Origin of the sequence: Citreicoccus inhibens, assembly GCF_019039035.1 — a bacterium.
Classification (GTDB): Bacteria; Myxococcota; Myxococcia; order Myxococcales; family Myxococcaceae; genus Citreicoccus; species Citreicoccus inhibens.
The window spans coordinates 32,883-55,425 of record NZ_JAHNZT010000005.1; the positions used below are offsets into that span (position 1 = coordinate 32,883).

Sequence of the window (22,543 nt, forward strand, 5' to 3'; positions counted from 1 at the left end):
CGCTGGCTGGTGACTGAACGCGACGGTGCGAGCCGCGCCGATGCGCGCGGCGGGAGGTGTGCCATGGATGCTGTCTTCAACGGTGTCTCGGAGTGTGTTCGCGCGTCGTCGCGCGCCTAGCCGGGCTCATCCGTCGTCTCGCCGGGCTCCCCGTGGGGAGTCGGGCATGGGAACGGGTTCGCCAACTCGGGCACGCGTGCGCCGCGCGGAGCCGCTGTCTGCGTGCACCCTGCTGTCTGGGAACCGTCCCTTTTCATGTCACCTTCCACGCCCCGTCGTCCCCGCGCGCCGCATCGGCGCTCGGGTTCCTCGCTGCTGAAGTCGCAGCCGTTCACCGCGCGTCACCTGCGCGTGCAGTCCACCTTGTTCCACGAGGTGGACCTGTTGTTCCGCTCCGAGCTGTCCGACCCACGCCTGGAGGGCTTCGCGCTGAAGTCCTTCGAGCTGTCCCCGGATGGTCGGCTCATCCGCATCGGCTACACCCTCCACGCCACTCGCCATGAAGCGTCCTCGGTGGAGGACGCGCTGGAGGGAGCGCAGGGCTACCTGCGCGCGCAGCTCGCGGCCCACCTCAACCTCAAGCGCGTGCCGTACCTGCGGTTCGTCTACCTGGGCACCGTTCCCTGGTCAGACGATGAGGACGCGTCCGACGAGGACGGAGACGCGTCATGATGCCGCGCGTCCTCGATGACTCGCCGAGCGGCATCCCCATCCTCGCGTGGGCCCGCGCCGTTCCACCCAAGGCGCTGAAGCAGCTTCAGCACCTCGCGGCGCAGCCCTATGTCGTCGAGCACCTCGCGGCCATTGGAGTTGGACCGCGATGGCGCGGGAGACCTGTGGCTGCTCATGCACTCGGGCTCTCGGGGCGTGGGCGCCGCCGTGGGCGCGCACCACCAGCAGGCGGCGCTCGCGAGCGGCGAGGGCTCACTCCCCGGTCTCCGGACCGACACCCCCGAGGGGCTCGCGTGCCTCGAGGACATGGCGCTCGCCTGCCGCTTCGCGCGCGCCAATCGGGAGGCCCTCGCGGACCAGGCCCTCGCGGTGATTCACGAGGTGCTCGGCGTGTCGCCGGAGCCTGACTCCACCGTGGACGTCCACCACAACCACGTCGCGCGGGAGGCGCACTTCGGCCGCGCGCTGTGGGTGCACCGCAAGGGCGCGGTGGGGTTGGAGGAGGGCGCGGTGGGCCTTCTTCCTGGCTCGATGGGGACGGCCTCCTACCTCGTCACGGGCCGAGGGGCGCCCCGGGCCTACCGCTCCTGCGCGCACGGCGCCGGCCGCGTCCTCACCCGCACGGAAGCCCGCCAGCGCATCCGCCCCGCCGCATTGGAGCACGCCCTGCGTCGTGTCGTCTTCGACCCTCGGCGCCTCGATTCGCTCGTGGAGGAAGCCCCGGCGGCCTACCGCGACATCTCCGAGGTGCTGGAGGACGCGGCAGATCTCGCCGTGCCCCGGGTACGACTCACCCCGCTGGCGGTCCTCAAGGGCTGACCGGCTGGGCGGATTTCACGAAAAGTGAAATCCGCTGTGCTTCCTCCTCACGGGACGGACGCTCCGCGTGAGGGGGAGCGCGTCAGGGTGGGTTCCCGAGCCCGTCGGGATGCCGTACAATCGGCTCGAAGGTACGCGTGCGAACCTGCTGGGGCGTCGTCTAATGGCAGGACGTCAGACTTTGAATCTGATTATCAAGGTTCGAATCCTTGCGCCCCAGCCACTCCGCTCCGGGGGGACGCGGTAGAGCGTCCCCCATCGGGAACAAGGACGGTGGGCCGATGCCGCAGAAGACACTCCTGCTGCTCTCCGTAGGGAGCCCTCCGGCCACCCTGTTGAGGGAACTGCAGGATCCGCTGGCGACGCACATGGGCGTCACGGCGGTGGTGGGACGCGCGGCGCTGCCAGCTCCCACCTACGCCTTCAACAAGGATCGCGGCCAATACCACTGTAACGCCATCATGCGCCGGCTCACGCCCTTGATGGAGCCGGGGCAGCACCTGGTGATGGGCGTGACGGACGTGGACCTGTTCGTCCCGGACTCGCCCTTTGTCCTGGGCGAGGCGGACCGCGAGTCGAAGGTCGCGGTGGTGAGCCTGTCCCGCATGCGCCATGGCGCGGAGGGAGAGCACCTGCGCCGCCGCCTCCAGGTGGAGGTAGTGCATCAGGCCGGCCACCTGCTGGGCCTGTCGTACTGCGAGGACCTCCGCTGCGTGATGTTCTTCGCTCAGGCGCCACAGGACTGTGACCGCAAGCAGCTGTCGCTCTGCAACCTGTGCCGCAACGAGCTGCAGAAGCTCAACCGCTGACCCCCACCGGAAGTTGAATCCGCTGTCCGCGTTGACGTCGGAGCCTTCGCCCTTTGTAGTGCGGGCGCTTTGCCAACAGGGCCGACAGTGGAGACAGCGATGCGTGGCATCCGGCGAATTCTCGGCGGGATGGTGGCGGTGGGACTTCTGGGCGCGTGCCAGCCCCTGGACGAAGGCGGCGGCGGTGGCGCGGGCGATGTCCTCTTCACCCGAGGCTTCGCGTTCGTGCGCAACGACCGCAACGTCTACGTGGTGGATGACAACGGAGACCCCAACAGCCCGCAGCGGCTGACATCCGGTGGCGGCGCGTTCCAGCCCTCGGTGTCGCGTGATGGGCGCAGCATCGTCTTCGTGCAGAAGTCGGGCAGCACCACGTCGCTGCAGACGGTGCCCACCTCGGGCGGCGTGACGGCGACCCTCTTCACGTCCACCGACCAGGCCTGCCGGGGCTGCGGCAACTTCCGCTATCCGACCTTCAGCCCGGACTCTCGCACCGTCGTCTTCGTGTTCGACCGGGGCTCTGGCTCCAATAGCGAGCTGGGGCAGGTGAACGCGGATGGCAGCAGCTTCAAGTCGCTCACCCCGGGCGCCACCATCTCCTACGGCGCGCCGTCCTTCTTCCCGAATGGGTCGGTGGTGCTGGCGCCCGCAGGCAACAGTCTGACCCAGCTCAACCAGCTCGCGCGTGTGCCGCTCAATGGCGGGACCGCGACGTTCAGCTCGCTGGGCAACGAGGTGTTGTTCATCGTGAACCGCGCGGTGGTGTCTCCGGACGGCACGCAGGTGGCGCTCGATGGGAAGCTGTCCTCGGGCAGCACGCGCATCTTCGTGGGGCCGCTGACGTCCACGGGCACCGGACAGCTCCGCCGTCTGTCGGACTACACCACGGCGACCGTGCAGGAGACCTTCCCCAACTGGACGGGGTCCAGTGGTCTGGGCTTCCTCTTCTCCGACGCGGGCGGAGACCCCAGCATCTACCGTGCGACGGTGAGCGCCATCCCCAGCTCGGTGAGCCTCGCGGTGCCCACGGCCGCGGAGCCGTCCTACGGGCCCATCTGAGGTCGGGGGCGCGGTGCCTCCTCGCCGCGGGGCTCCTGGGCCTCGCGGCGTGCGCGACGGGTAGACCGCGGCCCTCGCCCCCGTCGGGTGTGAGGCTCATGACGGGGGCGCCGCTTGCCGGGTTGCCGTATCGGCTCTTCGTCTCCGACAGCGCTACGCCCGTGCGGCCGCACCGGTTGCTCGTGTGGCTGCACCCGACGGGCACCGATGGGCTCACGCTGGTGGAGCCGTGGGCCGAGGAGCTGGCGCGGCATGGCTGGGCCTTGTTGACGCTTCCTCGCGAGCGCGTGGAGGGGTGGAGCGGCGCGGAGGCGAACCGCTTGATGCTCGGCGTGGTACCGGACGTGGCGCGGGTGCCGGGGGTCGATGCGCGACGTCCCGTGTTGTTGGGCTTCAGCGCCGGTGCGCAGATGGCGCTCGAACTCGGGACTGCGCGTCCGGAGGTCCTGGGTGGACTGGCGCTGGTCGCCGGCTCGCCGCGCATCTCTCGCGCGGATGAGCGCCGTCCGCCCGTCGGGCTCGCCACCGCGCGTGTGCCGTTGGTGTCTTGGATTGGGGCGCAGGATGGGAGTGCGCCGCTGTGGCGCGAGGCGCGCGGGCCCTGGCTCGCGGCGGGCCTCTTGCTGGAGCTGCATGAGGTGCCCGGTCAGGGCCACGCGTGGTTGCTGGCGGACTCCTTCGTGCGAGGGGCCCTGCTCGCGTGGCTGGATGCCCTGCCGGGGAACTGAAGCATCCAGGCGCGCGACGCCTGGCGCTCACTGCCTGACGGCACGAGGCTCACGGGATGTGCCCGTGGGCGTGGTGTCTGCGTGGCGCGTGTCGCTCGGCTGACGGGCAGCCCTGCCCAAGGAGTCGGGGGCCTCTGGCGCGCGGGGCCTTGGGGGCGCGATGCTCTTGCCGCCGCTGGAGGTGGCTGATGTCCTTGTTCGATGCCGTGAGCGCGGGAGACCGCGCCGCCGTGCTGGCCCAGCTCGATGCGGGCGCGGACCTCAATCCCTTTGACCTGGAAGGCCGCACGCCCCTCATGTTGGCTGCTCGCGAGGGCCAGACGGACCTGGTGGGCCTGCTGTTGGAGGCCGGTGCGGACCCCATCCTCACGGACTCCATCGGCGAGACGCCGCTCATCATGGCCGCCGCCCATGGTCATGCCGAGGTGTGCCGCCTGCTCCTGCCCCACGCTCGCGCGGACGAGAAGGACCTGGCTCGCACGCTCCTGTCGGGACTCGGCCTGGGACACATCCCGATGGATCCTCCGGCCGTGCCGCCGGACAGCTTCCGCCGCAAGCTCGCCTCGGCGGGCGCTTACGTGGCGGGGAAGCTGGGCGATGACGGCCCCGCGAAGCGGCTGGAGCGCGCGCTGCGCGCGGAGAAGCAGCGCAAGCCCTGAGTCCTCGCGCCTGTGGCTTGGAAACACGAAGGGCCCGGCGCTTCCTGGAAGAGAAGCGGACCGGGCCCTGTCGTCAGTGCGCCGGGAGCGTGCCCGGCGCCTGACGCGTGACTACTCCGGCTTGGCGCTGACCGTCACGCCGGGCGCCACGGTGCCGCCGCGCGTCTCCATCGCATCGGCGACCAGCTCGGTGATGTCCTTGATCTTGATCTGCTCGCGGCCCGTGTCGTTCACGGCGTCGTTGAGCATCGTCGAGCAGAACGGGCAGGCCACCGCGACCACGCCGCTGCCGCCCGTCTCCTTGTAGTCGCCCACCTGGCCCGGCTTCTTCTTGTCCGTGGCGTCGGGGAACGGCGTGGACGGGTCCTCGGCGTGCTTGAGCGTGAGCGCCACTTCGTTGATGCGGTTGTGGTTGATGCGCGTGCCGATGTGCTCCTCCATCCACATCCGCCCGCCACCGGCGCCGCAGCAGAAGCCCTCGCGCTTGCTGCGCTGCATCTCCACGACCTCCAGACCGGGGATGCTCTTGAGCACCTCACGAGGCGCGTCGTACACGCCGTTGTGGCGGCCCAGGTAGCAGGGGTCGTGGTACGTGAGCTTCGTATTCATCACCGCGGACAGCTTGATGCGCTTGTCCTTCAGCAGCTCGTTGATGAGCTGCGTGTGGTTGATGACGCGGTACTCGCCGCCGAACTCCGGGTACTCGTTCTTGATGGTGTTGAAGCAGTGCGGGCACTGGGTGATGACCGCCTTCACGCCCATCGAGTTCCACGACTCGACGTTCGTCTTGGCCATCGTCTGGTACAGGTACTCGTTGCCCATGCGGCGCGCCGGGTCGCCGTTGCACATCTCCTGCTTGGAGAGCGTGGCGAAGCTCACCCCCGCCTCGCGCATGATCTTCACGAGCGAGCGGCTCACCTTCTTCTGCTTGTCGTCGTAGCTGCCCGCGCAGCCCACGAAGAACAGGTACTCGTACGGCCCGCCGCCGTCACCCCACGTGGGCAGGTTCAGGTCCTCGGCCCACTCGTCGCGCCGGTCCTGGCCCAGGCCCCAGGGGTTGCCCTGGCGCTCGATGCCCTCGAACACGCGCTGGATCTCCGGCGGGAACTCGGCCTTCACCTGCACCTGGTAGCGGCGCATGTCGATGAGGCGCGGGACGTTCTCGATGAACACCGGACACGCCTGCTCGCACCAGCCGCAGCTCGTACAGGCCCACACCGTCTCGGCCTTCAGCGCGCTGCCGATCATCTCCGGCAGGGGCTGCTTCATGCCGTCGTGGTAGCCCTCTTCCACCCACTGCTCGTGGTCCCAGAGCCAGTGCTTCAGGTCCTGGTTGACGGCCTTGTGCGTGAGCGGCTTGCCCGTGATGTACGTGGGGCAGTGCGTCTGGCAGCGGCCGCACTCGGTGCAGGAGTAGAGGTCCAGGCCCTGCTTCCACGTGAGGTCCTTCACCGTGGCCGCGCCGAACTCTTCCTTCTCCAGGTTCGGCGTGGGCAGCTTGCCGGTGGAGTGGGTGCGCTGGAAGAAGACGTTGGGCAGGCCCGTGATGATGTGGAAGTGCTTGCCCAGCGGCAGGAAGTTCAGGAACGCCAGGATGATGGTCAGGTGCAGCCAGAAGCCCGCCGTACCCAGCGCGTGCGCGGCCGAGGGGCCCAGGGGCATCATCGCCAGCCCCATGGCGCTGGTGACCGGCTCGTACCACGCGAGGGACGGCGCCGTGGCCTGCGCGCCCTGTGCCGCGTGCGCCGTGACCAGGTGCCCGCCGCCGAAGATGAACTCCGTCACCATCAGGCCCGCGATGAAGCCGAGGATGAGGTACGCCTCCCACGACTGCGACATGCGGTCCGGCTTCACCTTCCAGCGCGTCCACACGAAGAAGACCACGCCCAGCACCGCCAGCGCCGCGACCACGTCCTTGATGAGCAGGTAGACGCGGTACACCCACGCGAGCGCCGGGACGTCCGCCCACACCGGGTGGCTGAAGTCCGTCAGCACTTCCAGCGCCGTGGACGAGAAGCCCATGGTGAAGAGCATCACCGTGCGCACCGCCAGCACCATGAAGGCGGCGTAGATGAAGATGTGGAAGAGGCCGGGGGTGAACTCCTCCGGGTCCACCATCCGCTTCTGGCCCAACCCGAAGCGCACCAGCTGCGCGACGCGGTAGGGAATCTGGTCCAGCCGGTTCTCCTTCTTCATCGCGAGCAGCACGCCGGCTCGGCCGGACATGGTGATGACGAAGAGGGAGACGGCGACGGCGAGTAGCAGGCCGGTGATGATGGGACTCATGGAATCTTGGAGACCTCGTGGGCGCGCGGCGAAAGGCCCGGTTGCCGCGTCGCGGCAATTCTTGAGTTCGGGTCAACCCTAACAGGGGTGATTCGCGAATCAAGCACGCTGCTGAAACCCCTGTCCGTCACCGCGCGAGGCTGGAGCAGGGCAGGGTGAGGCGCTGGCGGGGCGCGGCAGCAACGGGGGCCGGAAGTCTGCCACGCAAGGCGGTGCCTGTCGCGCGGGCGGAGCTGCGGCCAGCCGGGCAGACGTGCGCTTCCTGACGCTCGCCGCACTTTCCTGGAGCGGGGGCTTTACAACGCGAAGCGGCATGGGCAACCTGATTCGTAAATCGGTCAATAGCTGATTTGTAAATGGCACCGCATGGCGCGGGGCTCCCTTGACCGGCCGGCGGGACGCCTGAGGAGATGCGAGCGAAGAGCCGCACACTCCGTGAATGCAGAGCGCCCCAGGAGCATCCCATGGGCCACGACGACACCACGTACCTGGATGAGCGGTCGAACTACCTGGACCTGGGTGAAGATGGAGAATCCGAGACCGTGGTTCCGGTCCTGGCGGACGACCGGGGCGACTGGGGCAACCTGGGCGAGGAGGCCTGGGGAGGCTGGGACGCGGAGTGAGGTGCCGTGGGTCCCCGGCGCTCCGCCGCGCCGCGCGGACGGTCCCCGGGGCCCGAGGCATGTGGACGCTGGCCTGAAGTAAATTCGTAAACCCCCCAAGGGGACTCAGCTGGCCCGGGCGAGCCGGCCGTGAGGTCCGACGTGGCGGCTCCCCCGGCCTGCTTGCTCCAGGGGCGAAGCCCCGACATGCTCGGTGGAAGTGCCCCCTCCCGTGAGCCCGCGCTCTCTGGGGGCTTGTGGGCCATGAGACTTCCGCGCGGGCGAGGCCCCCTCGGCCTGGCGGCAATCACGCAGAATGCCTCACGACCTCGTGCGGGGGTGTGCATTGATGCAAACAGCCTGGGCGGTGGAGCGCGACGCGGAGCCCGGCCGCGAGGTGCTCCTGCTCGTCGTGCTGGAGGCGGACGCGGACTCCCCGCGCGCGCCTGTCGCGGTCAACCTCGTCATGGACCGCAGCGCCTCCATGCGCGGGGCCCCGCTGGCCGCGGCGGTGGATGCCGCCCGGTCGCTCGTGGAGCGCGCCGGCCCGCGAGACTACCTGGGACTGCTCACGTTCGACGCCGAGCCGGAGCAGGTGCTGCCCCTGCGCGCCATGGAGCCAGGGGCGAAGGCCGCCTTCCTTCAGGCGCTCGCACGCCTGGAGTGCGGTGAAGGCACCGCGTTGCACGAGGCCATCGAGCGAGGCGCCGAGGCCGTGCGCCGCGTGCTCGTGCCCGGCGCGCGACCGCAGCTCCTGGTGCTCACCGATGGCGAGCCCTCCGTGGGCACCACGCTGCTGCCCGACTTCCGCGCGCTGGGCGGCAAGGTGGCAGAGTCCGGCGTGTCGTTGCAGGCGCTGGGCCTGGGGCGCCACTACCTGCCGGAGATCCTCGAGGCGCTCACGGGGCCGTCCGGCACGGGCTTCACGCACGTGGACGATGCCGAGGGCTTGCCCCTGGCCGTGGACGTGGTGGGCGCGGACCTCTTCGGTGAGGTCGTCTCGGATGCACGCGTGTACGTGCTCCCCACGGGCTTCTCCGCGGTGCGGTGCAGCCACCGCTATCCGTCGCGCGTGGAGGGAGACGCGATGAGCGCGACGCTGGGCTCGGTGTCTCGCGCCTTCCCGCGCCGCGTCCTCTTCACGGGCACGTTGGAGCGCGCCGAGTGGAGCCTGAGCGTCACGGCGTCCTACACGCAGGACAACGACGCGCGCCGCGTCAGCCTCCCCGTCACGCGGCTGTTGCCCGACAGCGAAGAGGGGCGCTTCGTGCGCGCCGTGTCCGCCGAACTCGACCTGGTGGCGTGCGAGGCCGCGGCGTGGAAGGCGCTCGGCAAGCGACAGGTGGAGGCGGCCGACCGAGCGCTCGACGGCGCGGACCGAGCGCTCTTCAAGCTCGCCCGGCTGGCTTCTCCCGCGGTCCCCGCGCAGCGGCATGTGGACCGTCTGGCGGAGCTGCGGCGCGCGGTGGAGCGGCGGGCCTCACAGCTTCCTCCGCTCGGCATCCGACGCGCGCAGTCCGAGGTGTCCCGCGTCTCCATCAGCCGCGTAGGCCCTGCTCCGGCGCCCGTGTCCGCGATGGTTCCCTGGAAGGTGGGCGAGGAGTCCTGAGCGCTTCCCGATGAGGGGAATGCATGCCCGCCCGGAGGGTTGACCGGTCCCCCGGTGGAGGGCCCGCCAGTGTGGCGGGTCTGTCGTCAGTGGGTTAACGGGAGGCGCATGTCGCGTCCGTGGTTCAAGAGGCTTGGGTGGAGTGGTGGTCTGGGTGCGTTGCTCCTGGCAACGGGAGCGAATGCCGCGCTGCCTCCTTCCGCCGTGGCCAGTGGTGCTCCTGACGAGGGCGATCCACGTGTGGAGGCCGCGCTGGTGGTGGACTCCACCCAGGTCCAGGCGGGCGGAGACTTCCGAGTGGGCGTGCGCTTCCGCTTGGATCCTGACTGGCACATCTACTGGAAGAATCCGGGCGACTCGGGGCTGGCCACGGACGTGGCGTGGGACACGCCGGGCGTCACGGTGGAGGCGGTGCGTTGGCCCTTCCCGTCCACCTTCCGGACGTCGGATGGCTTCATCACCACGTACGGCTACCACGACGAGGTGTTGCTGTTCGCGCCCGCGCACGCGTCGAAGCAGGCCACCGGTGCGTTGACGTTGTCGGCCGCGGTGGATGCGCTCGTGTGCAAGGTGCACTGCATCCCCGCGCAGCTGATGCTCACGCGCGCCCTCCCCGTGGGCCCTCGCACGGAGCCCGACCCGGAGTTCACTCCGCTCTTCGATGCGGCGCAGGCGCGCGTTCCTCAGGCCGAGGGCGCCGCGGGCCTCAAGCTGTCGGTGGCGCTGGATGCGAAGACGCTGACCGCGGATCAGCCCTTCACCGGCACGCTCACGGTGGGCTCGGCGCAGGCGCTTCCCCCGGTGGAGGGAGACTTCTTCGTCCCCGAGCGCATCGACGGCGTGGACACCGTGGCGTTGAAGTCGCTGGGCGCGGGGCGCTTCACGCTGGAGGGGAAGACCTCTTCCGTCGCGCCCAAGGCTGAGCCTCGGCTCACGGGGGTGCTGCGGTTGGGCACGGCGAGCCAGGGCTACCGCGCGGTGGAGGTGAACCTGCCGCTGGCGCCCTTCGCGGCTGCCGCGGTCGCGCCGACTCCGCCCGCGCCGTTGAAGATGCCCTCGGTGCAGGACGCGATGAACAAGGTGAAGCCCGTGGCGGTGGCTCCCGCCGCGGAGGCCGCGCCGTTCGGGCTCGGGCTGGCGCTGCTGTTCGCGTTCCTCGGGGGGGCGTTGCTCAACCTGATGCCGTGCGTGTTTCCGGTGCTGGCGCTCAAGGCCTACGGCTTCACGCGCATGGTGCAGGAGGAGAAGGGGCGCGTGGCCCCGCATGCGGCGGCGTACGCGGGCGGCATTGTCGGCACGATGATGCTGCTGGCGGGCGCGGTGCTCGCGGTGCGCGCGGGCGGACACAGCGTGGGCTGGGGCTTCCAGTTCCAGGAGCCGCTCTTCGTGGCGGGCGTGAGCGCGGTGCTGGTGGTGTTCGCGCTCAACCTCTTCGGACTCTTCACGCTGGGCACCGATGGGACGGCGCTGGCCGGCAAGGTGGACCAGAGCCACGGCCTCTTGCGCAGCGCGGGCGAGGGTGTGCTGGCCGTGGTGCTGGCGACGCCGTGCTCGGCGCCGCTGTTGGGGACCGCGGTGGGCTTCGCCTTCGCGGCGGGCCCGGCGACGGTGCTGGCCGTGTTCCTCGCGCTGGGCCTGGGTCTGGCGCTGCCCTTCTGCGTGCTGGTGATGGTGCCGGGGCTGGTCAAGCGCCTGCCCAAGCCGGGCGCGTGGATGGAGCGCGCCAAGCAGTTGCTCGGGTTCGCGCTGCTCGGCACCACCGTGTGGCTGGTGTGGGTCATGGGCGGGCTGGCGGGTGTGGATGGCATGGCGCGCCTCTTGGCCTTCCTGGTCGTGGTCGGGTTGGGGACGTGGCTGTATGGCCAGGCGCAGTTGATGGAGGGCGCGCGCAAGCTGGGCACGGTGGGCATCGCGGCGCTGCTGCTGGTGGCCTGTGGCGCGCTGGCCCTGCGCTTCGATGAGGCGCAGGCCTCGCGCGGCGCGGCGGGCGCGGCGGTGGCGCACTCCGCTCAGCCGTGGGACGAGGCGGCGGTGGCGGCGGCGCTGGAGGCGGGGCAGCCGGTGTTCATCGACTTCACCGCGGACTGGTGCCTCACGTGCAAGTTCAATGAGCGCACCGTGCTGTCGCGCGAGGAGGTGCGCGCCGCGTTCACGAAGTACGGCGTGGCCTTCTTCGTGGCGGACTGGACGCGCCGGGACGCGCGCATCACCGCGAAGCTGGCGGACCACGGTCGCGCGGGCGTGCCCATGTACCTGGTGCTCAGCCCCTCCTCACCGGACAAGCCCGAGGTGCTCTCGGAGTTGCTCACCACGGACTCCGTCATCGAGGCGGTGCGTCGCGCGGCGGAATGCGGGCCCGACCGCAAGGGTTCTGGAGCGCTGTGCGCCGCGGATTCTCCGCGCCGCTGATGAAGTCTCACGCTGTCGTCGTCTTCCCTCGCTGAAGGAGAGAACGTCATGAAGCAGGTCTTCACCGCTCTCGCGCTCACCACGGCCTTCGTGGGCGCCCCCGTGTTCGCCGCCGACACCGCCGAGGTGGGCAAGCCCGCTCCCGCCTTCACGCTGAAGGACGAGTCCGGCAAGGAGCACTCGCTGGCCGAGTACAAGGGCAAGGTCGTCGTCCTCGAGTGGACCAACCCGGAGTGCCCCTTCGTGCAGCGGCACTACGAGGCCAAGACGATGCAGGACACCGTGAAGGGCTTCGACGCGAAGAAGGTCGTGTGGCTCGCGGTGGACTCCTCCTCCACGCACTCGGCGCAGACCGCGTCGGAGTGGAAGAAGAAGGAGGCGCTGAGCTACCCGGTGCTGCTGGACACGGCCGGCACCGTGGGCAAGTCGTACGGCGCGAAGACGACGCCGCACATGTACGTCATCGATGAGAAGGGCGTGGTCCGCTACGCGGGCGCCATCGACGACGACCCGCGCGGCAAGAACGAGACGAAGACCAACTATGTGAAGGGCGCGGTGGACGCGCTGCTGACCGGCAAGCAGGTGCCCACCGCCACGTCCCAGCCCTACGGCTGCTCGGTGAAGTACAAGGGCTAGCGCTCGCGGCCTCAGGGCGCCGGCGGCTTCAAGTCCGCCGGCAGTCCCGGGCCCGAGGGAGGACGTTCGAGCCGGGTCGCGGGGCGCTCCAGTCCCGAGGGAGACTCGGTGCCTGCATCCGCCGTCGCGGGCGGCGTGGGGTGCTTCTCCGCGCAGGCGCACAGCAGTCCGGCGGCGATGACGACGACATGCCAGGTTCGCATCGTGGCTGTCTCCCGCCTCAGTACTTCACCCAGATGTCCGTGCCGGGATGAATCTCCGCCAGCGGCTGGACGCCGGGCTCCTGTTCAATCTGCGCCTGGGTGACGGGGTTGAAGCTGTAGGCCGCGGTGCCCGACCAGACGATGAGCGCGTCCTTGAAGACCGTGAGGTCGTGGACGTGCTCCGTGACGGTGTACTTGTTCCAGCCCGGCAGGCGCGAGGGCACCAGGAACAGGGATGGGGCGGGCTCGGCGGCGGGAGTCGTGCCCGCGTCGCCGCCCTCGTGGTCGTGGCCTCCCGAGGTGCCCACCCACTCCACCGTCGACTCCGTTCCATCCGCCGCGCGGCACGTCTGCGTGGTGGGGAAGTACAGCGTGGTGAAGGGCTTGCCCGGCATCTTCGCGCGCAGCGTGAAGCGATAGAGCTGCGTGTCGGCCGCGAGCACGTCCGCGCTCGCCTTGGTCCACGTCACGGCCGTCACGTTGCCGGTGGCGGCGTCCTTCTCCACTACGGCCTTGCCGAACACCGAGTCCATCGGGCGCACCGAGGTGACGCCCTCGGGGATGGCGATGCGCACGCGGAAGGTGTCCGCGCCGCTGCATCCGTGGCTGAGCGTGAAGTCCGCGTCGAAGCTCGCACCCGCGACGGCGGGGCCCGGGCCCGTGACGGACACGTGCGCCTGCGCGGACGTGGCGAGGAGGGAACCTGCGAGAGCGAACAGCGTGCCGACCGGGAACTTCATGCGTCCATGCCTCCTGGCGAGAGAACCGACAGAGGCCGGCTTAGCAAAGCGTCCCGGGTTCCCTGGATGCGGTCATTTGTCGCAGCGCGCTCCCCGGGTCATGGCCAGACGATTCGCCCCGGCGCGTCGTGGTTCCCCTGCTCGGTGTGACACGTGTTGCAATCGCCACTGCGTTGCAGGGTGTTCATCTCACGCACACGGCCCTGGGCCGTGACGCGCGCGCGGTAGGGCAGGGCGAAGGCGGGCTGGAGTCCCGCGGAGAGGAAGTTGCCCGCCGCGTTGGGCGTGAGCGTGAGCTGGACGCGCCCCGCGCTGTCGAGGATCTCCACGCGGGCATCGGCGGGCGGGGGCGCGTTGCAGGCGTCCTTCTCGTGGAAGGAGGGGAACACCGTCCCCATGAAGAAGTAGGCGCGGTCGGGCGCGAGGCGCAGGTGGCAATCCCGGCACGCGAGCCCCGGGGCCATGGTGGCGCTGGTTTGGGCCGAGTCCGTCCAGAAGCTGCCGCTGCCGCAGGACGTGGCGACCTGTCCCGAGGGCAGCGCGCCGCAACTCCCCGCGGGCATGCCCGCCTGGACCCAGTGTTCGATGAGGTCGCGCTCCTCGTGGGTGAGGGAGGGCTCGGAGGTGGGCGGCATGGGGGCGCCCGAGTCCTTCATCCGCGCGACGCTGCGCTCGCCCCAGGTGGTGCCGGGATACAGCGACGAGCCCTTCTGGAGATCCGCGCGCGACAGGAGCGGGGCGGGGGCACCCGAGGTCGGCGGTGAGGCGTGGCACTGCGCGCAGCGCCGCGCGAGCACGTCCTTCACGTCACAAGGCAACGCGTTGGGGCCGGGGTCCGGCGCGGTGGGCTCCGAGTCACCGCAAGCAACCCAGGGCAGCAAGAGGCCCAGGGGCAGCAGGCGCTTCCATGGCGAGGACGAGAGGGATGACTTCCAGGGTGTGGGCATGCCGGCGCGAGGCTACCGAGGCTTGGGACCATGGCCTGCGTGGCATGTTGTCGCGGGGGACTCGATACGAGGGATGTGCGTGTCAGGAGCGTCCACCGCCCGAGGGCGCGGGCGTGCGACCCAGGGGCGGACGCACGGGAGCGCGGTCCTCCTTGGGGCGAGGGCGCTCCACCTTCCCGGTCGACTTCGGCAGCATGAGCTGCGCGCACAGGGCCCCCAGCGCGCACAGGGCCGCGGAGATCCACAGCGCGCGCCGCATGCCGCCCAGGAAGTTCTCGGGGGTCTGGCCGGTGATGCCGCCCAACATGGGCAGCAGTGCCACCGCGAGCAGGCCCGCGATGCGCGCCACCGCGTTGTTCACCCCGGAGGCCACGCCCGCATGCTTGTCGTCCACGCTGCCGAGGACCACCGCCGTCAGCGGGCCCACCGTGAGCGCCAGCCCGATGCCCAGCACCACGACGCCCGGGAGCACGGTCGTCACGTAATCCCCCCCTCGGTGGATGCGCGTGAGCAGCGCGAGCCCCGCGCCGGCCAGCAGCGGCCCCGCCACCATGAGCGGACGCGCGCCGATGCGCTCCGCGAGCCGACCCACGGGCGGTGACAACAGCATCATGAGGAGCGTGAGCGGAAGCATGGACGCCCCCGCCGCCAGGGCGGAGTAACCTGCTTGCTGTTGCAACGCGATGACCACGAGGAACAACGCGCCGCCCAGCGCGAAGTACACCGCGAGCGTCGTCAGGTTGGCGCCCGAGAACGTGCGGGAGTGGAACAGCGACAGCGGCAGCATGGGATGTGGCTCGTGCGCCTCCAGGTAGAAGAAGAGGCCGAGCAAGAGGACTCCGCCCACCGCCGCGCTCACGGACAGGGAGGTCCACCCATGCGCCGGGCCCTCGATGAGCGCGTAGATGACGCCGCCCAGGCCGAACGCCACGGTGACCGCGCCTCTCAGGTCCAGGGTGCGCGCGTCGCGCTCGGGCGCGATGTCCGGCACGAAGCGCATCGCGGCCCAGAGCGCGAGAAGTGACACGGGCAGGTTGAGGAAGAACACGAAGCGCCAGGAGGCCGTGTCCACCAGCCAGCCACCCAGCAGCGGACCCACCGCGGTGCTGACGCCGGACAAGCCAGCCCAGGCGGAGACCGCGCGCTGCCGGTCCACCGCGGGGAAGGCGGTGCGCAAGAGGGCGAGGCTGGTGGGGACGAGCATCGCCGCGCCGATGCCTTGTGCGGCTCGGGCTATCGCGAGCACCGAGGCGGTGGGCGCCAGTCCGCACACCACGGACATGGCCGTGAAGGCGATGAGGCCGAGGAGGAAGACCTTGCGTTGGCCCCATGCGTCGCCCAGCGCGCCACCCGTGAGGACGAGCGAGCCGAGCGTCAGGAGGTAGGCATCCACGGCCCACTGGAGGCCCGCCATCCCCGCGCCCAGGTCGCGCCCCAACGCGGGCAGGGCCACGTTGACGGCTGTCGAGTCGAGGAAGGCCATGCCGCTGCCGACGATGCTCGCGAGCAGGACGCCGCGGCCTCGGCTGCTCGCATACGCGACGGTGCGGTGTTCGGTGGATGACCGGGCCATGCGCTCAGCGTGGGACGCGCGCGCACCATGTGCCAGCCATCGCGTTGCCGACCCGACGGGCGCTCGGGACACTTCGCCTGGGGCGAGGGAACGGCGAAGCCCCAGCCCGCCCGCCGAGGGGATGGGGTGTCCTCGGGCCGTGTGCACGGTAGTCGCGCGCGGAAGTTGGTGGCGCGAGGGAGGTGGGCCATGGCCGAGATGTGTGAGCACATCCTGCAAGCAGGCGACCCGGAGCCGCGGACCGAGGGCTGCGAGGAGTGCCTGAAGATGGGCGACACCTGGGTGCACCTGCGGCGCTGTTTGTCGTGCGGGCACGTGGGGTGCTGCGACTCGTCCAAGAACAAGCACGCGACGAAGCACTGGCGCGCGACCCAGCACCCCGTGGTCCAGTCCTTCGAGCCGGGCGAGGACTGGCTGTGGTGCTTCAAGGACGAGGTCTTCGTGGACGAGCGACCCTCGGCGGACGAAGCGCGCGTGTGAGGACGCGCGGCTCCGGTCGAGCGCCGGAGCCGCGGTCCCCTCGTCACGCGGCGGCGGACTCCAGGCGCGGATGGGCCCGCACCGTCGTCGTCTTGCGGCGTCCCTTGCGGAGCACGTCGAGCTGGACGACGTCCGCCGTGGACAGCGCCATCAAACGCTGGAGGTCGTCCACGCTCTGCACGGGCCGACCGTTGATGCTCAGGAGCAGGTCCTCGGCGACGAGGCCCGCATCATCCGCGGGCGCGCCGGGCTTGACCTGAAGCACGCGCACCGCGCGCGGTTGGCCAATGTCCCTGGCCAGCCCGGCCTCCAAGGCGACCGCCGTGGCGGCGATGCCCAGGAACTTCCGCTCCACCTTGCCCCGCTGAATCAGCAGGCTGGCCACCCAGGCAGCGGTGGCCGCGCTCACCGCGAAGCCGATGCCCTGTGCGTCTGGCAGCACCAGCGTGTTGAGGCCCACCACCTGCCCCTGCGTGTTGAGCAGCGGGCCGCCTGAGTTGCCCGGGTTGATGGCCGCATCGGTCTGGAGCATGCCCTCCAAGATGACGTCGTTGGGCAACGTGATGGAGCGGTTGATGGCGCTCACCATGCCCAGCGACACGGATTGCTCCAGGCGGAAGGGATTGCCGATGGCCACCACGAGCTGACCCACGCGGACCTTCTCTGGATCCGCCAGGGGCAACGTGGGGAAGGCATCGCCCTCCGCGCGCACCACCGCGAGGTCGGTGGGGAGGTCCACGCCCACGAGTGATGCGCCGCGCTCCTCGCCCGTGGAGAGCTGGACTCGGAGCTTGCGAGGGCTGCGCATCACCACGTGGCGGTTGGTGAGGACGTAGCCATCCGGCGTGAGGAAGAGGCCCGTGCCGTGGCCGCGCGCGTGCTCCACGCCCACCACTGCGGGCGAGGCCCGCGCCACGAGGTTCTCGAGGTCCTCGGAGAGTTGTTGCAGGAACTTCATCGCGGCGCTCCCTTACGCTCTCTTGCCAATGGTGATGGACACGTCGCGTGCCTCGCCCGCGCGCAGCACCTTCGCCGTCACGGTGGTGCCCACCTTCTCGTCGCCCAGGTAGCCGAGCAGGTCCTCCACGCCGTGCAGTGATTGGCCGCCCAGGCTCACCAGCACGTCGCCCAGGAGCAGCCCGGCGCGGTGCGCGGGGCCGTTGGGGTCGACAGACAGGAGGATGAGCCCGGTCTCTCCCTGGGACTCAGGCAGTCGCACGGGATGGGCTCCCACGCCGAGGTAGCCCCGGCGAATGCCTCCGTGCTCCACGAGGCCATTCGCCACGCGGGTGAGCGTGCTGCCCGGAATCACCACCGCGGCCGAGCGGGAGAACGCCGCCGTGAGCAGCCCGAGGAAGCGCCCCTGGGCATCCACGAGCGCGCCGCCCGAAAAGCCAGGCGGGAGGTCCGCGTCGGTTTCCAGGTAGTGGTCCACGCGGCCTCCGGCGTGCGTGCGCCAACCTTCTCCGAACGCGCTGACGATGCCGAGCGTGGCGCGCGCGGTGCGACCCGGACGTCCCACGGCGAGGACGAGGTGACCCACCTTCACGTCGTCGAGCAGGGTGGGCGTGAGCGGCGTGAGACCCGAGGTCTCGGTCTTCAGGAGCGCGAGGTCGGTGCTGGGGTCGCGGCCCACCAGCTCGGCGGAGACCGTCCTCCCGTCGGCGAGGCCGAGCTGGATGTGGCCTTCATGCTCGACGGCATGGCTGGTGGTGAGGATGTGCCCGTCGTGACCGAAGACGAGGCCCGTGGCGCCACGGCGGCGACGGGCCTCCACGCGGACGATGCTCGGCGCGATGCGCTCGACGACGGATGCAATGGATTGAGAGAGGGAGACGAGGGAGTCGGCGGACATGGGAGATTCCTTTCGAGGCAGAAGGTAAAGGCCGCGAGGAATCGCCACATCGGCGGACAGGCTAGGGCGTGGACCTGTCCGTTCGGACAGGTCCCTCCCCATCCGAAGGGGGCGTCACGTTCGTTCGAGCAGGGCCCCGCCAGGCCCAAAGCCGAGCGTGAGGCACAACACCTTGCGGCCCTTCACGCGCGCGTCGCGTCGCGCGGACTCCGCGGCCAGCTCGGCATCGTTGAGCACCCACACCGTACCGCCGCTCATGGGCAGACCCGCCTGGGTGACGATGTCTGTGATGAGGGAGGCGTGTCCTTCCCAGCCGTAGGTGCAACCTCCGGGGCGCAGCGCCTCATCCAGTGGACAGGGCAGGGCGAGGCACAAGGCGTCCGGTGCCTCGGCGTTCGTCTCGATGAACGTGTGCATCGTGCCCGCGATGAATCTCACGGCCGCGGCGAGGTGGTGCCCATCCTTCGGGCGGGGCATGCCGATGAACAGCCACGGCAAGGTCACGGGGCTGCGCTCGACGAGCCACGAGACATGGGGGCTCGCGCACTTGATGCTGGTCTGTCCAACGTCCACGGAGAGGGGGGCGCGTGCCGAGAGGGATTGCAGCACGGCGAGCCCCGCGTGCACGGGCGCGAAGCGGGGGGCCTCCGCGACGTGCACGGCGCAGGGCAGTGCGGTGGTGACACGCGCGAGTTCGGCGTTGAAGCCCTCCAGGCAGGCGAGCCCGCCGCTGAGATAGACGGCGTCCGGTGCGTGCTGGCGCACGAGGAGCTCCAGCGCGGCCTGCACCGTGGCCACGAGCCTCGTGGTGAGCAGGGGCTCGGGGACTCCCGCGCGACGGGTCGCGTCCACTCGGACCGCTCCCGCCAGCTCCCAGAACTCCTGTCCCAGCACGGGCAGGTTCCACACCTCCAGCGGCGTGACGCCCGGAGGGTGATGCCGGCGCGCGAGCCAGGGTCGAGCGTCGGTCACGCGACCAGACCCGCGATGCGCTCGGCGGCTTCTCGGGCCCCGTCGCGTGCGTTGTAGGCCGCGGAGATGGCGGACACCTTGCTCCGGATGGCGGACTCCGGCGCCATGAGCTGGCTGAGCGCCGCGCGGCACTCCTGCACGGTCATTCGCGAGGGGGAGAGCGCTCGCCCGGCCCCTGCCTTCTCGAGGAAGTGCGCCTGCACCGGCTGATCATTACAGACGGGCAGCAAGAGGAGCGGAACGCCCGCGGTCATCGCCTCCATCACGGAGTTGGCGCCGCCATGCGAGATGAACACGGACGTGCGCCGCAGGAGCTGGCGTTGCGGCACATACGGAACGGCCACGACGTCACCGGGCAGGGTGTCGGGGAAGTCCGTGCCGGCGAGCTCTCCCGCGGTGAGGACCAGGGTGACGCCCAACGGCGCGGCGGCCTCCGCGATGAGGCGGAACAGCTCGGGCTGCCATGAAATCTGGCTGCCGAACGAGGCATACACCACGGGCTTGTCGCCCAGGCGGTGCCACGGGAAGTCCACTTCGTCGCCTCGGCCCTCGGGCGGAATCGAGGGGCCCACGAGGTGCGTGGCGGGCGGCACACGCGCGTCGGCGCCGACGAGGTGCTCGGTCGCGAAGACGGTGTTGAGGCGCGGTGACAGACACTCACAGGTGCGGAAGCGCGCGTCGAAGCCGTAGCGGGCGAACAAGGCCTGACGGTCTGCCGCCAGTGCTCTCACGTTGCGCAAGAGCGCCAGGTCCAGCTCCGGCTCCAGCAGCGTCAGCGCCGAGGACACTCCCGCCCAAGGGATGCCCTCCGCGTGCGCGGCGAGCACGGCCGCGTACTGCATTCCATCCAGCGCCATCACGTCGGGGCGGAAGGCGCGCACCACCTCGCGCACGGAAGGGATGAGCGCGGGCACCGCGTCCAGGAGCAGCCCGCGGATCCACGCACCCAAGGCGGCTTCGTCTTGGACGAGCCTCGCCAGGGCCTCGCCGCCGGTCTCGATGGCGGGAGCGGCGGGGCGCGCGGTGGGGAGGTGGAGCAGCTCGACGCCGAGGTGTTCGAGCTGTGGCGCGGGCTCGGGCAGGCAGAGCCAGCCGACGGTGTGGCCCATGCGGCGCAGCCACTGCGCCACGCCGACCATCGGGTTGAGGTGGCCCTTCTCGGGCGAGGTGGCGATCAGGATTCGGGACATGCGAGACATGCCTCGGGGTGAGCTTGGAGCATGGCGAGTGACACCAGTCGCATCAACAGGCGATCCACCGCCGCCGCGCGGGCGTCCTCCGGAGCGAGCCGCGCATGGTCATCCAAGAGCGCGAGCACCGCGACCGGGTCGATGACCTGGAGTGGTTCCAGCCGATGAGGCGAGAGCCATGCGCGGTACAGCTCCAGCCAGCGGTGGCGCATGGGGCTGGAGAGAGCCGTGTGGGCATAACGCGGCGTCTTGCGCGCGAGCCGGACCTCGTCGGGGACGCGCGTGCGCACCGCGTGACGGAAGAGCCACTTGCCCAGGTCACCTCGCATCAGCGCCGAGGTCGGGAGCGCGAGCACGAAGCGGGAGAACGTCTCCTCCAGGTACGGCGTGTGGACGGTGAGGCCGTGGGCGCGGGCGCCGCACAGCTCGGGCGGCAAGACCCGCTCTTGTAGAATCCAGGCCGCGTGGCGGACTTCGTCGGAGAGCCGCGACTCCCACGGCGCGAGGTCCCACGGCATGGTCGCGGCGTCCGAGACGGGGCCATGCGCGCTGGGGCGGAGCACCTGGGACGCGAGCCTCCGGTCCTCTTCCACCTGGGCGCGGGTGTTGGCGCGGGCCCTCGGATTGCCAAGCATCACTTCGTCCGCGCCCGCGCCGCTGAGCAGGGCCGGACCGACACCGCGTCGCTTGGCCTCCGCGTAGAAGGCGAAGCTGGCGATGGCGCGGGCATTGAGGATGACGCGTCGGTTGGCGAGCACCGCGGGCTCGAACAGGTCGGGCAGACAGCCATCGGGGATGGGCACGTCCACCTGTTCGACTCCGGCCACGCGGGCCATGAGTCGGGCGTTGGCGCGCTCGGCTGCATCCGCGAAGTGGACGTCCATGGTCCACGCGCGGATTCGTCCCGGAGCGTGGCTCGCGGCCATGGCGCAGAGCGCCGCGCTGTCGACCCCGCCGCTGAGGCTCACGTCGCGCGTGCCTGTGTCGAGCTGGGCTCGGACGGCTTGCTCGGCGTGCGCGAGCAGGGCATCGGCCAGCGCGTCCTCGTCACGTGGCGTGTCCTCGCTTCGCGCGATGTCGGGAGGAGGGACTGGGAGGCATTGGGAGCCTCGGAACAGGCTCGTGGTGGGAGGGAGCGCGTGACGCAGGAGGGCCGCGACGGACGCGGGGGCGAGCCCGGGCTCGGCCCTTTCGGTGGCTCGCCACGAGGGCAGTCGGGCGAGGGGCCCGCGCGTTTCTCCGAGAGGATGCGGCACGGGGCGATGGTGCAGGCGCGCGAGGTTCAGGGCAACCCTGGCAGGATGCGGCCGTGCATTACGACCTCCACGACGGTCGCATCCTCACCTGGGCGCTGGAGGCGCACGCCGCCACGCACTGCAACCTGCGCTGCGTGCAGTGCTGCCCCTTGTCTCCCCACTTGCCTGCCTGGACCGTGTCGCCCGAGCGGCTCGGGGATGAGCTGCGGACCCTGGCCCGTGTCCTCAAGCCGCAGGTGTTCAAGTTCACGGGAGGCGAGCCCTTTCTGCATCCGGACCTGCCGGCGTTGCTTGATGTGGCGCGGGCCTCGGGCATCAGCGAGCAGTTCTCCGTCACCACGAACGGGTTCCTCGCGCAGAGCGCGCCGGATGCGGTCTACGAGCGGCTCGACCGGATGACGTTGTCTGTCTATTCGTCGCGGCCGTTGCCGGAGCGCTCCATTGCGCGCATCACGGAGCGGTGCGAGCAGCACGGCATCTATCTCACGGTGAAGCGCATCGACGCGTTCCAGCAGCTCACCCCCGATTCACCCTGGGCCTCGGAGGCACAGACGCGAGAGGTCTTCGCGCGTTGCTGGCTCAAGACGCGGTGCCACCTGGTGCACCAAGGTCGCTTCTACCTGTGCACGCGGCCTCCGCATGTCGAGACCGTGGTGCGGCGCGAGCATCCGGAGTTGCCTGCGTTGTCGGAGGTGGATGGCGTATCCCTGGACGGTCCAGAGTTGCTCGCGCGGATGCTCGGCTATCTGGAGCGAGAGACACCGTTGGAGACCTGTCGGCGATGTCTGGGGTCCAGTGGTCCCTGGGCGCCCCACGCTCAACTCCCTCGGGGCGCCGAGCAGGACAGGCGCGAGGGGTAGGCGATGCGGCGGGCCGGCCGCTTCGCCTGTGGCGAGGTGTGGCGGCTCGGACAGGTGCTGCGCCCGGGGACGCCACGAGTCGCGAGATGACTCAGGCAGTGTCTGAGCCGCTGTCGATTGAAAGCACACGCTCGGACGTGGGGGTGAAGCCAGACATCGAACACTCGGGGATGTGACGG

Annotated in this window: 22 protein-coding genes and 1 tRNA gene; 13 read left to right on the forward strand and 10 right to left on the reverse strand. The window is 70.4% G+C overall.

Translation table 11 applies throughout. From position 1 onward, the window contains the following. Positions 1-255 precede the first annotated feature (255 nt). From KRR26_RS08485 to KRR26_RS08515, 7 genes are all read left to right on the forward strand, one after another. Positions 256-672: a ribosome-binding factor A gene (locus KRR26_RS08485; RefSeq protein ID WP_120207309.1), complete on the forward strand. Its 417-nt coding sequence runs from the start codon at positions 256-258 to the stop codon at positions 670-672. 108 nt (positions 673-780) lie between these two features. Further along, positions 781-1,491 carry an RtcB family protein gene (locus tag KRR26_RS08490; protein WP_236068427.1) on the forward strand — a complete coding sequence of 237 codons (711 nt, stop codon included), beginning with the start codon at positions 781-783 and terminating at the stop codon, positions 1,489-1,491. A 149-nt stretch (positions 1,492-1,640) separates the two neighbouring features. Continuing rightward, positions 1,641-1,714: transfer RNA gene (locus KRR26_RS08495), tRNA-Gln, on the forward strand. Positions 1,715-1,772: 58 nt separating this feature from the next. Then, on the forward strand, positions 1,773-2,300 hold the full coding sequence (locus KRR26_RS08500; RefSeq protein ID WP_120207311.1) for a non-proteolytic archaemetzincin-like protein: 528 nt from the start codon (positions 1,773-1,775) through the stop codon (positions 2,298-2,300). A 99-nt stretch (positions 2,301-2,399) separates the two neighbouring features. Continuing rightward, complete coding sequence (locus KRR26_RS08505; protein WP_120207313.1) at positions 2,400-3,359, forward strand: TolB family protein; 960 nt, start codon at positions 2,400-2,402, stop codon at positions 3,357-3,359. Positions 3,360-3,457: 98 nt separating this feature from the next. Next, positions 3,458-4,087: a hypothetical protein gene (locus KRR26_RS08510; RefSeq protein WP_217079573.1), complete on the forward strand. Its 630-nt coding sequence runs from the start codon at positions 3,458-3,460 to the stop codon at positions 4,085-4,087. A 188-nt stretch (positions 4,088-4,275) separates the two neighbouring features. Further along, positions 4,276-4,746, forward strand: a complete 471-nt coding sequence (locus tag KRR26_RS08515; RefSeq protein WP_217079574.1) for an ankyrin repeat domain-containing protein — start codon at positions 4,276-4,278, stop codon at positions 4,744-4,746. 111 nt (positions 4,747-4,857) lie between these two features. On the opposite strand, the gene KRR26_RS08520 is transcribed toward KRR26_RS08515, so the two are convergent. After that, positions 4,858-7,032, reverse strand: coding sequence for a (Fe-S)-binding protein (locus KRR26_RS08520; protein WP_120207319.1), 2,175 nt, complete (start codon positions 7,030-7,032; stop codon positions 4,858-4,860). A gap of 464 nt (positions 7,033-7,496) precedes the next feature. Between KRR26_RS08520 and KRR26_RS08525 the strand changes: the two genes are divergently transcribed. The 4 genes from KRR26_RS08525 (at position 7,497) to KRR26_RS08540 (ending at position 12,288) form a co-directional block, all read left to right on the forward strand. Then, positions 7,497-7,655, forward strand: coding sequence for a hypothetical protein (locus KRR26_RS08525; RefSeq protein WP_158611510.1), 159 nt, complete (start codon positions 7,497-7,499; stop codon positions 7,653-7,655). Positions 7,656-7,980: 325 nt separating this feature from the next. Continuing rightward, positions 7,981-9,243 (forward strand): vWA domain-containing protein, encoded by a 1,263-nt coding sequence (locus KRR26_RS08530; RefSeq protein ID WP_217079691.1) that lies wholly within the window; start codon positions 7,981-7,983, stop codon positions 9,241-9,243. A 108-nt stretch (positions 9,244-9,351) separates the two neighbouring features. Then, complete coding sequence (locus tag KRR26_RS08535) at positions 9,352-11,652, forward strand: protein-disulfide reductase DsbD family protein (RefSeq protein WP_217079575.1); 2,301 nt, start codon at positions 9,352-9,354, stop codon at positions 11,650-11,652. Between the two features lie 48 nt (positions 11,653-11,700). Further along, positions 11,701-12,288 (forward strand): thioredoxin family protein, encoded by a 588-nt coding sequence (locus KRR26_RS08540; RefSeq protein WP_120207322.1) that lies wholly within the window; start codon positions 11,701-11,703, stop codon positions 12,286-12,288. Positions 12,289-12,299: 11 nt separating this feature from the next. Here KRR26_RS08540 and KRR26_RS08545 read toward each other — a convergent pair whose 3' ends face one another. The 4 genes from KRR26_RS08545 to KRR26_RS08560 all read right to left on the reverse strand — a co-directional run bounded on the left by KRR26_RS08545 (position 12,300) and on the right by KRR26_RS08560 (position 15,751). Beyond that, positions 12,300-12,491 (reverse strand): hypothetical protein, encoded by a 192-nt coding sequence (locus KRR26_RS08545; protein ID WP_217079576.1) that lies wholly within the window; start codon positions 12,489-12,491, stop codon positions 12,300-12,302. Between the two features lie 17 nt (positions 12,492-12,508). Beyond that, positions 12,509-13,231, reverse strand: a complete 723-nt coding sequence (locus KRR26_RS08550; RefSeq protein ID WP_120207326.1) for a YcnI family copper-binding membrane protein — start codon at positions 13,229-13,231, stop codon at positions 12,509-12,511. 98 nt (positions 13,232-13,329) lie between these two features. After that, positions 13,330-14,178 carry a carboxypeptidase-like regulatory domain-containing protein gene (locus tag KRR26_RS08555; RefSeq protein ID WP_217079577.1) on the reverse strand — a complete coding sequence of 283 codons (849 nt, stop codon included), beginning with the start codon at positions 14,176-14,178 and terminating at the stop codon, positions 13,330-13,332. Between the two features lie 82 nt (positions 14,179-14,260). Beyond that, entirely contained in the window at positions 14,261-15,751 is a 1,491-nt protein-coding gene (locus KRR26_RS08560; protein WP_217079578.1) for an MFS transporter, read from the reverse strand. Positions 15,752-15,940: 189 nt separating this feature from the next. Here KRR26_RS08560 and KRR26_RS08565 point away from each other — a divergent pair, with 189 nt between their 5' ends. Then, positions 15,941-16,231 carry a ubiquitin carboxyl-terminal hydrolase 14 gene (locus KRR26_RS08565; protein ID WP_120207331.1) on the forward strand — a complete coding sequence of 97 codons (291 nt, stop codon included), beginning with the start codon at positions 15,941-15,943 and terminating at the stop codon, positions 16,229-16,231. A 43-nt stretch (positions 16,232-16,274) separates the two neighbouring features. Here KRR26_RS08565 and KRR26_RS08570 read toward each other — a convergent pair whose 3' ends face one another. From KRR26_RS08570 to KRR26_RS08590, 5 genes are all read right to left on the reverse strand, one after another. After that, complete coding sequence (locus KRR26_RS08570) at positions 16,275-17,189, reverse strand: S1C family serine protease (protein WP_120207333.1); 915 nt, start codon at positions 17,187-17,189, stop codon at positions 16,275-16,277. Between the two features lie 12 nt (positions 17,190-17,201). Next, the gene (locus KRR26_RS08575) at positions 17,202-18,086 is read right to left on the reverse strand and encodes a S1C family serine protease (RefSeq protein WP_217079579.1); all 885 of its coding nucleotides are present in this window, start codon (positions 18,084-18,086) and stop codon (positions 17,202-17,204) included. 114 nt (positions 18,087-18,200) lie between these two features. Continuing rightward, positions 18,201-19,058, reverse strand: coding sequence for an ROK family protein (locus tag KRR26_RS08580; protein ID WP_328707087.1), 858 nt, complete (start codon positions 19,056-19,058; stop codon positions 18,201-18,203). Next, positions 19,055-20,248, reverse strand: coding sequence for a glycosyltransferase (locus tag KRR26_RS08585; protein ID WP_217079580.1), 1,194 nt, complete (start codon positions 20,246-20,248; stop codon positions 19,055-19,057). The genes KRR26_RS08580 and KRR26_RS08585 overlap by 4 nt, the downstream gene beginning before the upstream one ends. After that, on the reverse strand, positions 20,233-21,504 hold the full coding sequence (locus KRR26_RS08590; protein WP_328707088.1) for an asparagine synthase C-terminal domain-containing protein: 1,272 nt from the start codon (positions 21,502-21,504) through the stop codon (positions 20,233-20,235). Before KRR26_RS08590 ends, KRR26_RS08585 begins: the two co-directional genes overlap by 16 nt. Positions 21,505-21,557: 53 nt before the next feature. Here KRR26_RS08590 and KRR26_RS08595 point away from each other — a divergent pair, with 53 nt between their 5' ends. Then, positions 21,558-22,364 carry a radical SAM protein gene (locus tag KRR26_RS08595; protein ID WP_217079581.1) on the forward strand — a complete coding sequence of 269 codons (807 nt, stop codon included), beginning with the start codon at positions 21,558-21,560 and terminating at the stop codon, positions 22,362-22,364. Positions 22,365-22,543: the final 179 nt, after the last annotated feature.

What these genes read in the sequence shown, in the direction of transcription:
- KRR26_RS08535 (WP_217079575.1), top strand. Translation starts at nt 9,352, where the DNA reads ATGTCGCGTCCGTGGTTCAAGAGGCTTGGGTGGAGTGGTGGTCTGGGT.
- KRR26_RS08520 (WP_120207319.1), bottom strand. Translation starts at nt 7,032, where the DNA reads ATGAGTCCCATCATCACCGGCCTGCTACTCGCCGTCGCCGTCTCCCTC.
- KRR26_RS08575 (WP_217079579.1), bottom strand. Translation starts at nt 18,086, where the DNA reads ATGTCCGCCGACTCCCTCGTCTCCCTCTCTCAATCCATTGCATCCGTC.
- KRR26_RS08560 (WP_217079578.1), bottom strand. Translation starts at nt 15,751, where the DNA reads ATGGCCCGGTCATCCACCGAACACCGCACCGTCGCGTATGCGAGCAGC.
- KRR26_RS08490 (WP_236068427.1), top strand. Translation starts at nt 781, where the DNA reads ATGTCGTCGAGCACCTCGCGGCCATTGGAGTTGGACCGCGATGGCGCG.
- KRR26_RS08505 (WP_120207313.1), top strand. Translation starts at nt 2,400, where the DNA reads ATGCGTGGCATCCGGCGAATTCTCGGCGGGATGGTGGCGGTGGGACTT.
- KRR26_RS08585 (WP_217079580.1), bottom strand. Translation starts at nt 20,248, where the DNA reads ATGTCCCGAATCCTGATCGCCACCTCGCCCGAGAAGGGCCACCTCAAC.
- KRR26_RS08570 (WP_120207333.1), bottom strand. Translation starts at nt 17,189, where the DNA reads ATGAAGTTCCTGCAACAACTCTCCGAGGACCTCGAGAACCTCGTGGCG.
- KRR26_RS08540 (WP_120207322.1), top strand. Translation starts at nt 11,701, where the DNA reads ATGAAGCAGGTCTTCACCGCTCTCGCGCTCACCACGGCCTTCGTGGGC.
- KRR26_RS08515 (WP_217079574.1), top strand. Translation starts at nt 4,276, where the DNA reads ATGTCCTTGTTCGATGCCGTGAGCGCGGGAGACCGCGCCGCCGTGCTG.
- KRR26_RS08510 (WP_217079573.1), top strand. Translation starts at nt 3,458, where the DNA reads ATGACGGGGGCGCCGCTTGCCGGGTTGCCGTATCGGCTCTTCGTCTCC.
- KRR26_RS08550 (WP_120207326.1), bottom strand. Translation starts at nt 13,231, where the DNA reads ATGAAGTTCCCGGTCGGCACGCTGTTCGCTCTCGCAGGTTCCCTCCTC.
- KRR26_RS08555 (WP_217079577.1), bottom strand. Translation starts at nt 14,178, where the DNA reads ATGCCCACACCCTGGAAGTCATCCCTCTCGTCCTCGCCATGGAAGCGC.
- KRR26_RS08485 (WP_120207309.1), top strand. Translation starts at nt 256, where the DNA reads ATGTCACCTTCCACGCCCCGTCGTCCCCGCGCGCCGCATCGGCGCTCG.
- KRR26_RS08500 (WP_120207311.1), top strand. Translation starts at nt 1,773, where the DNA reads ATGCCGCAGAAGACACTCCTGCTGCTCTCCGTAGGGAGCCCTCCGGCC.
- KRR26_RS08565 (WP_120207331.1), top strand. Translation starts at nt 15,941, where the DNA reads ATGGCCGAGATGTGTGAGCACATCCTGCAAGCAGGCGACCCGGAGCCG.
- KRR26_RS08525 (WP_158611510.1), top strand. Translation starts at nt 7,497, where the DNA reads ATGGGCCACGACGACACCACGTACCTGGATGAGCGGTCGAACTACCTG.
- KRR26_RS08545 (WP_217079576.1), bottom strand. Translation starts at nt 12,491, where the DNA reads ATGCGAACCTGGCATGTCGTCGTCATCGCCGCCGGACTGCTGTGCGCC.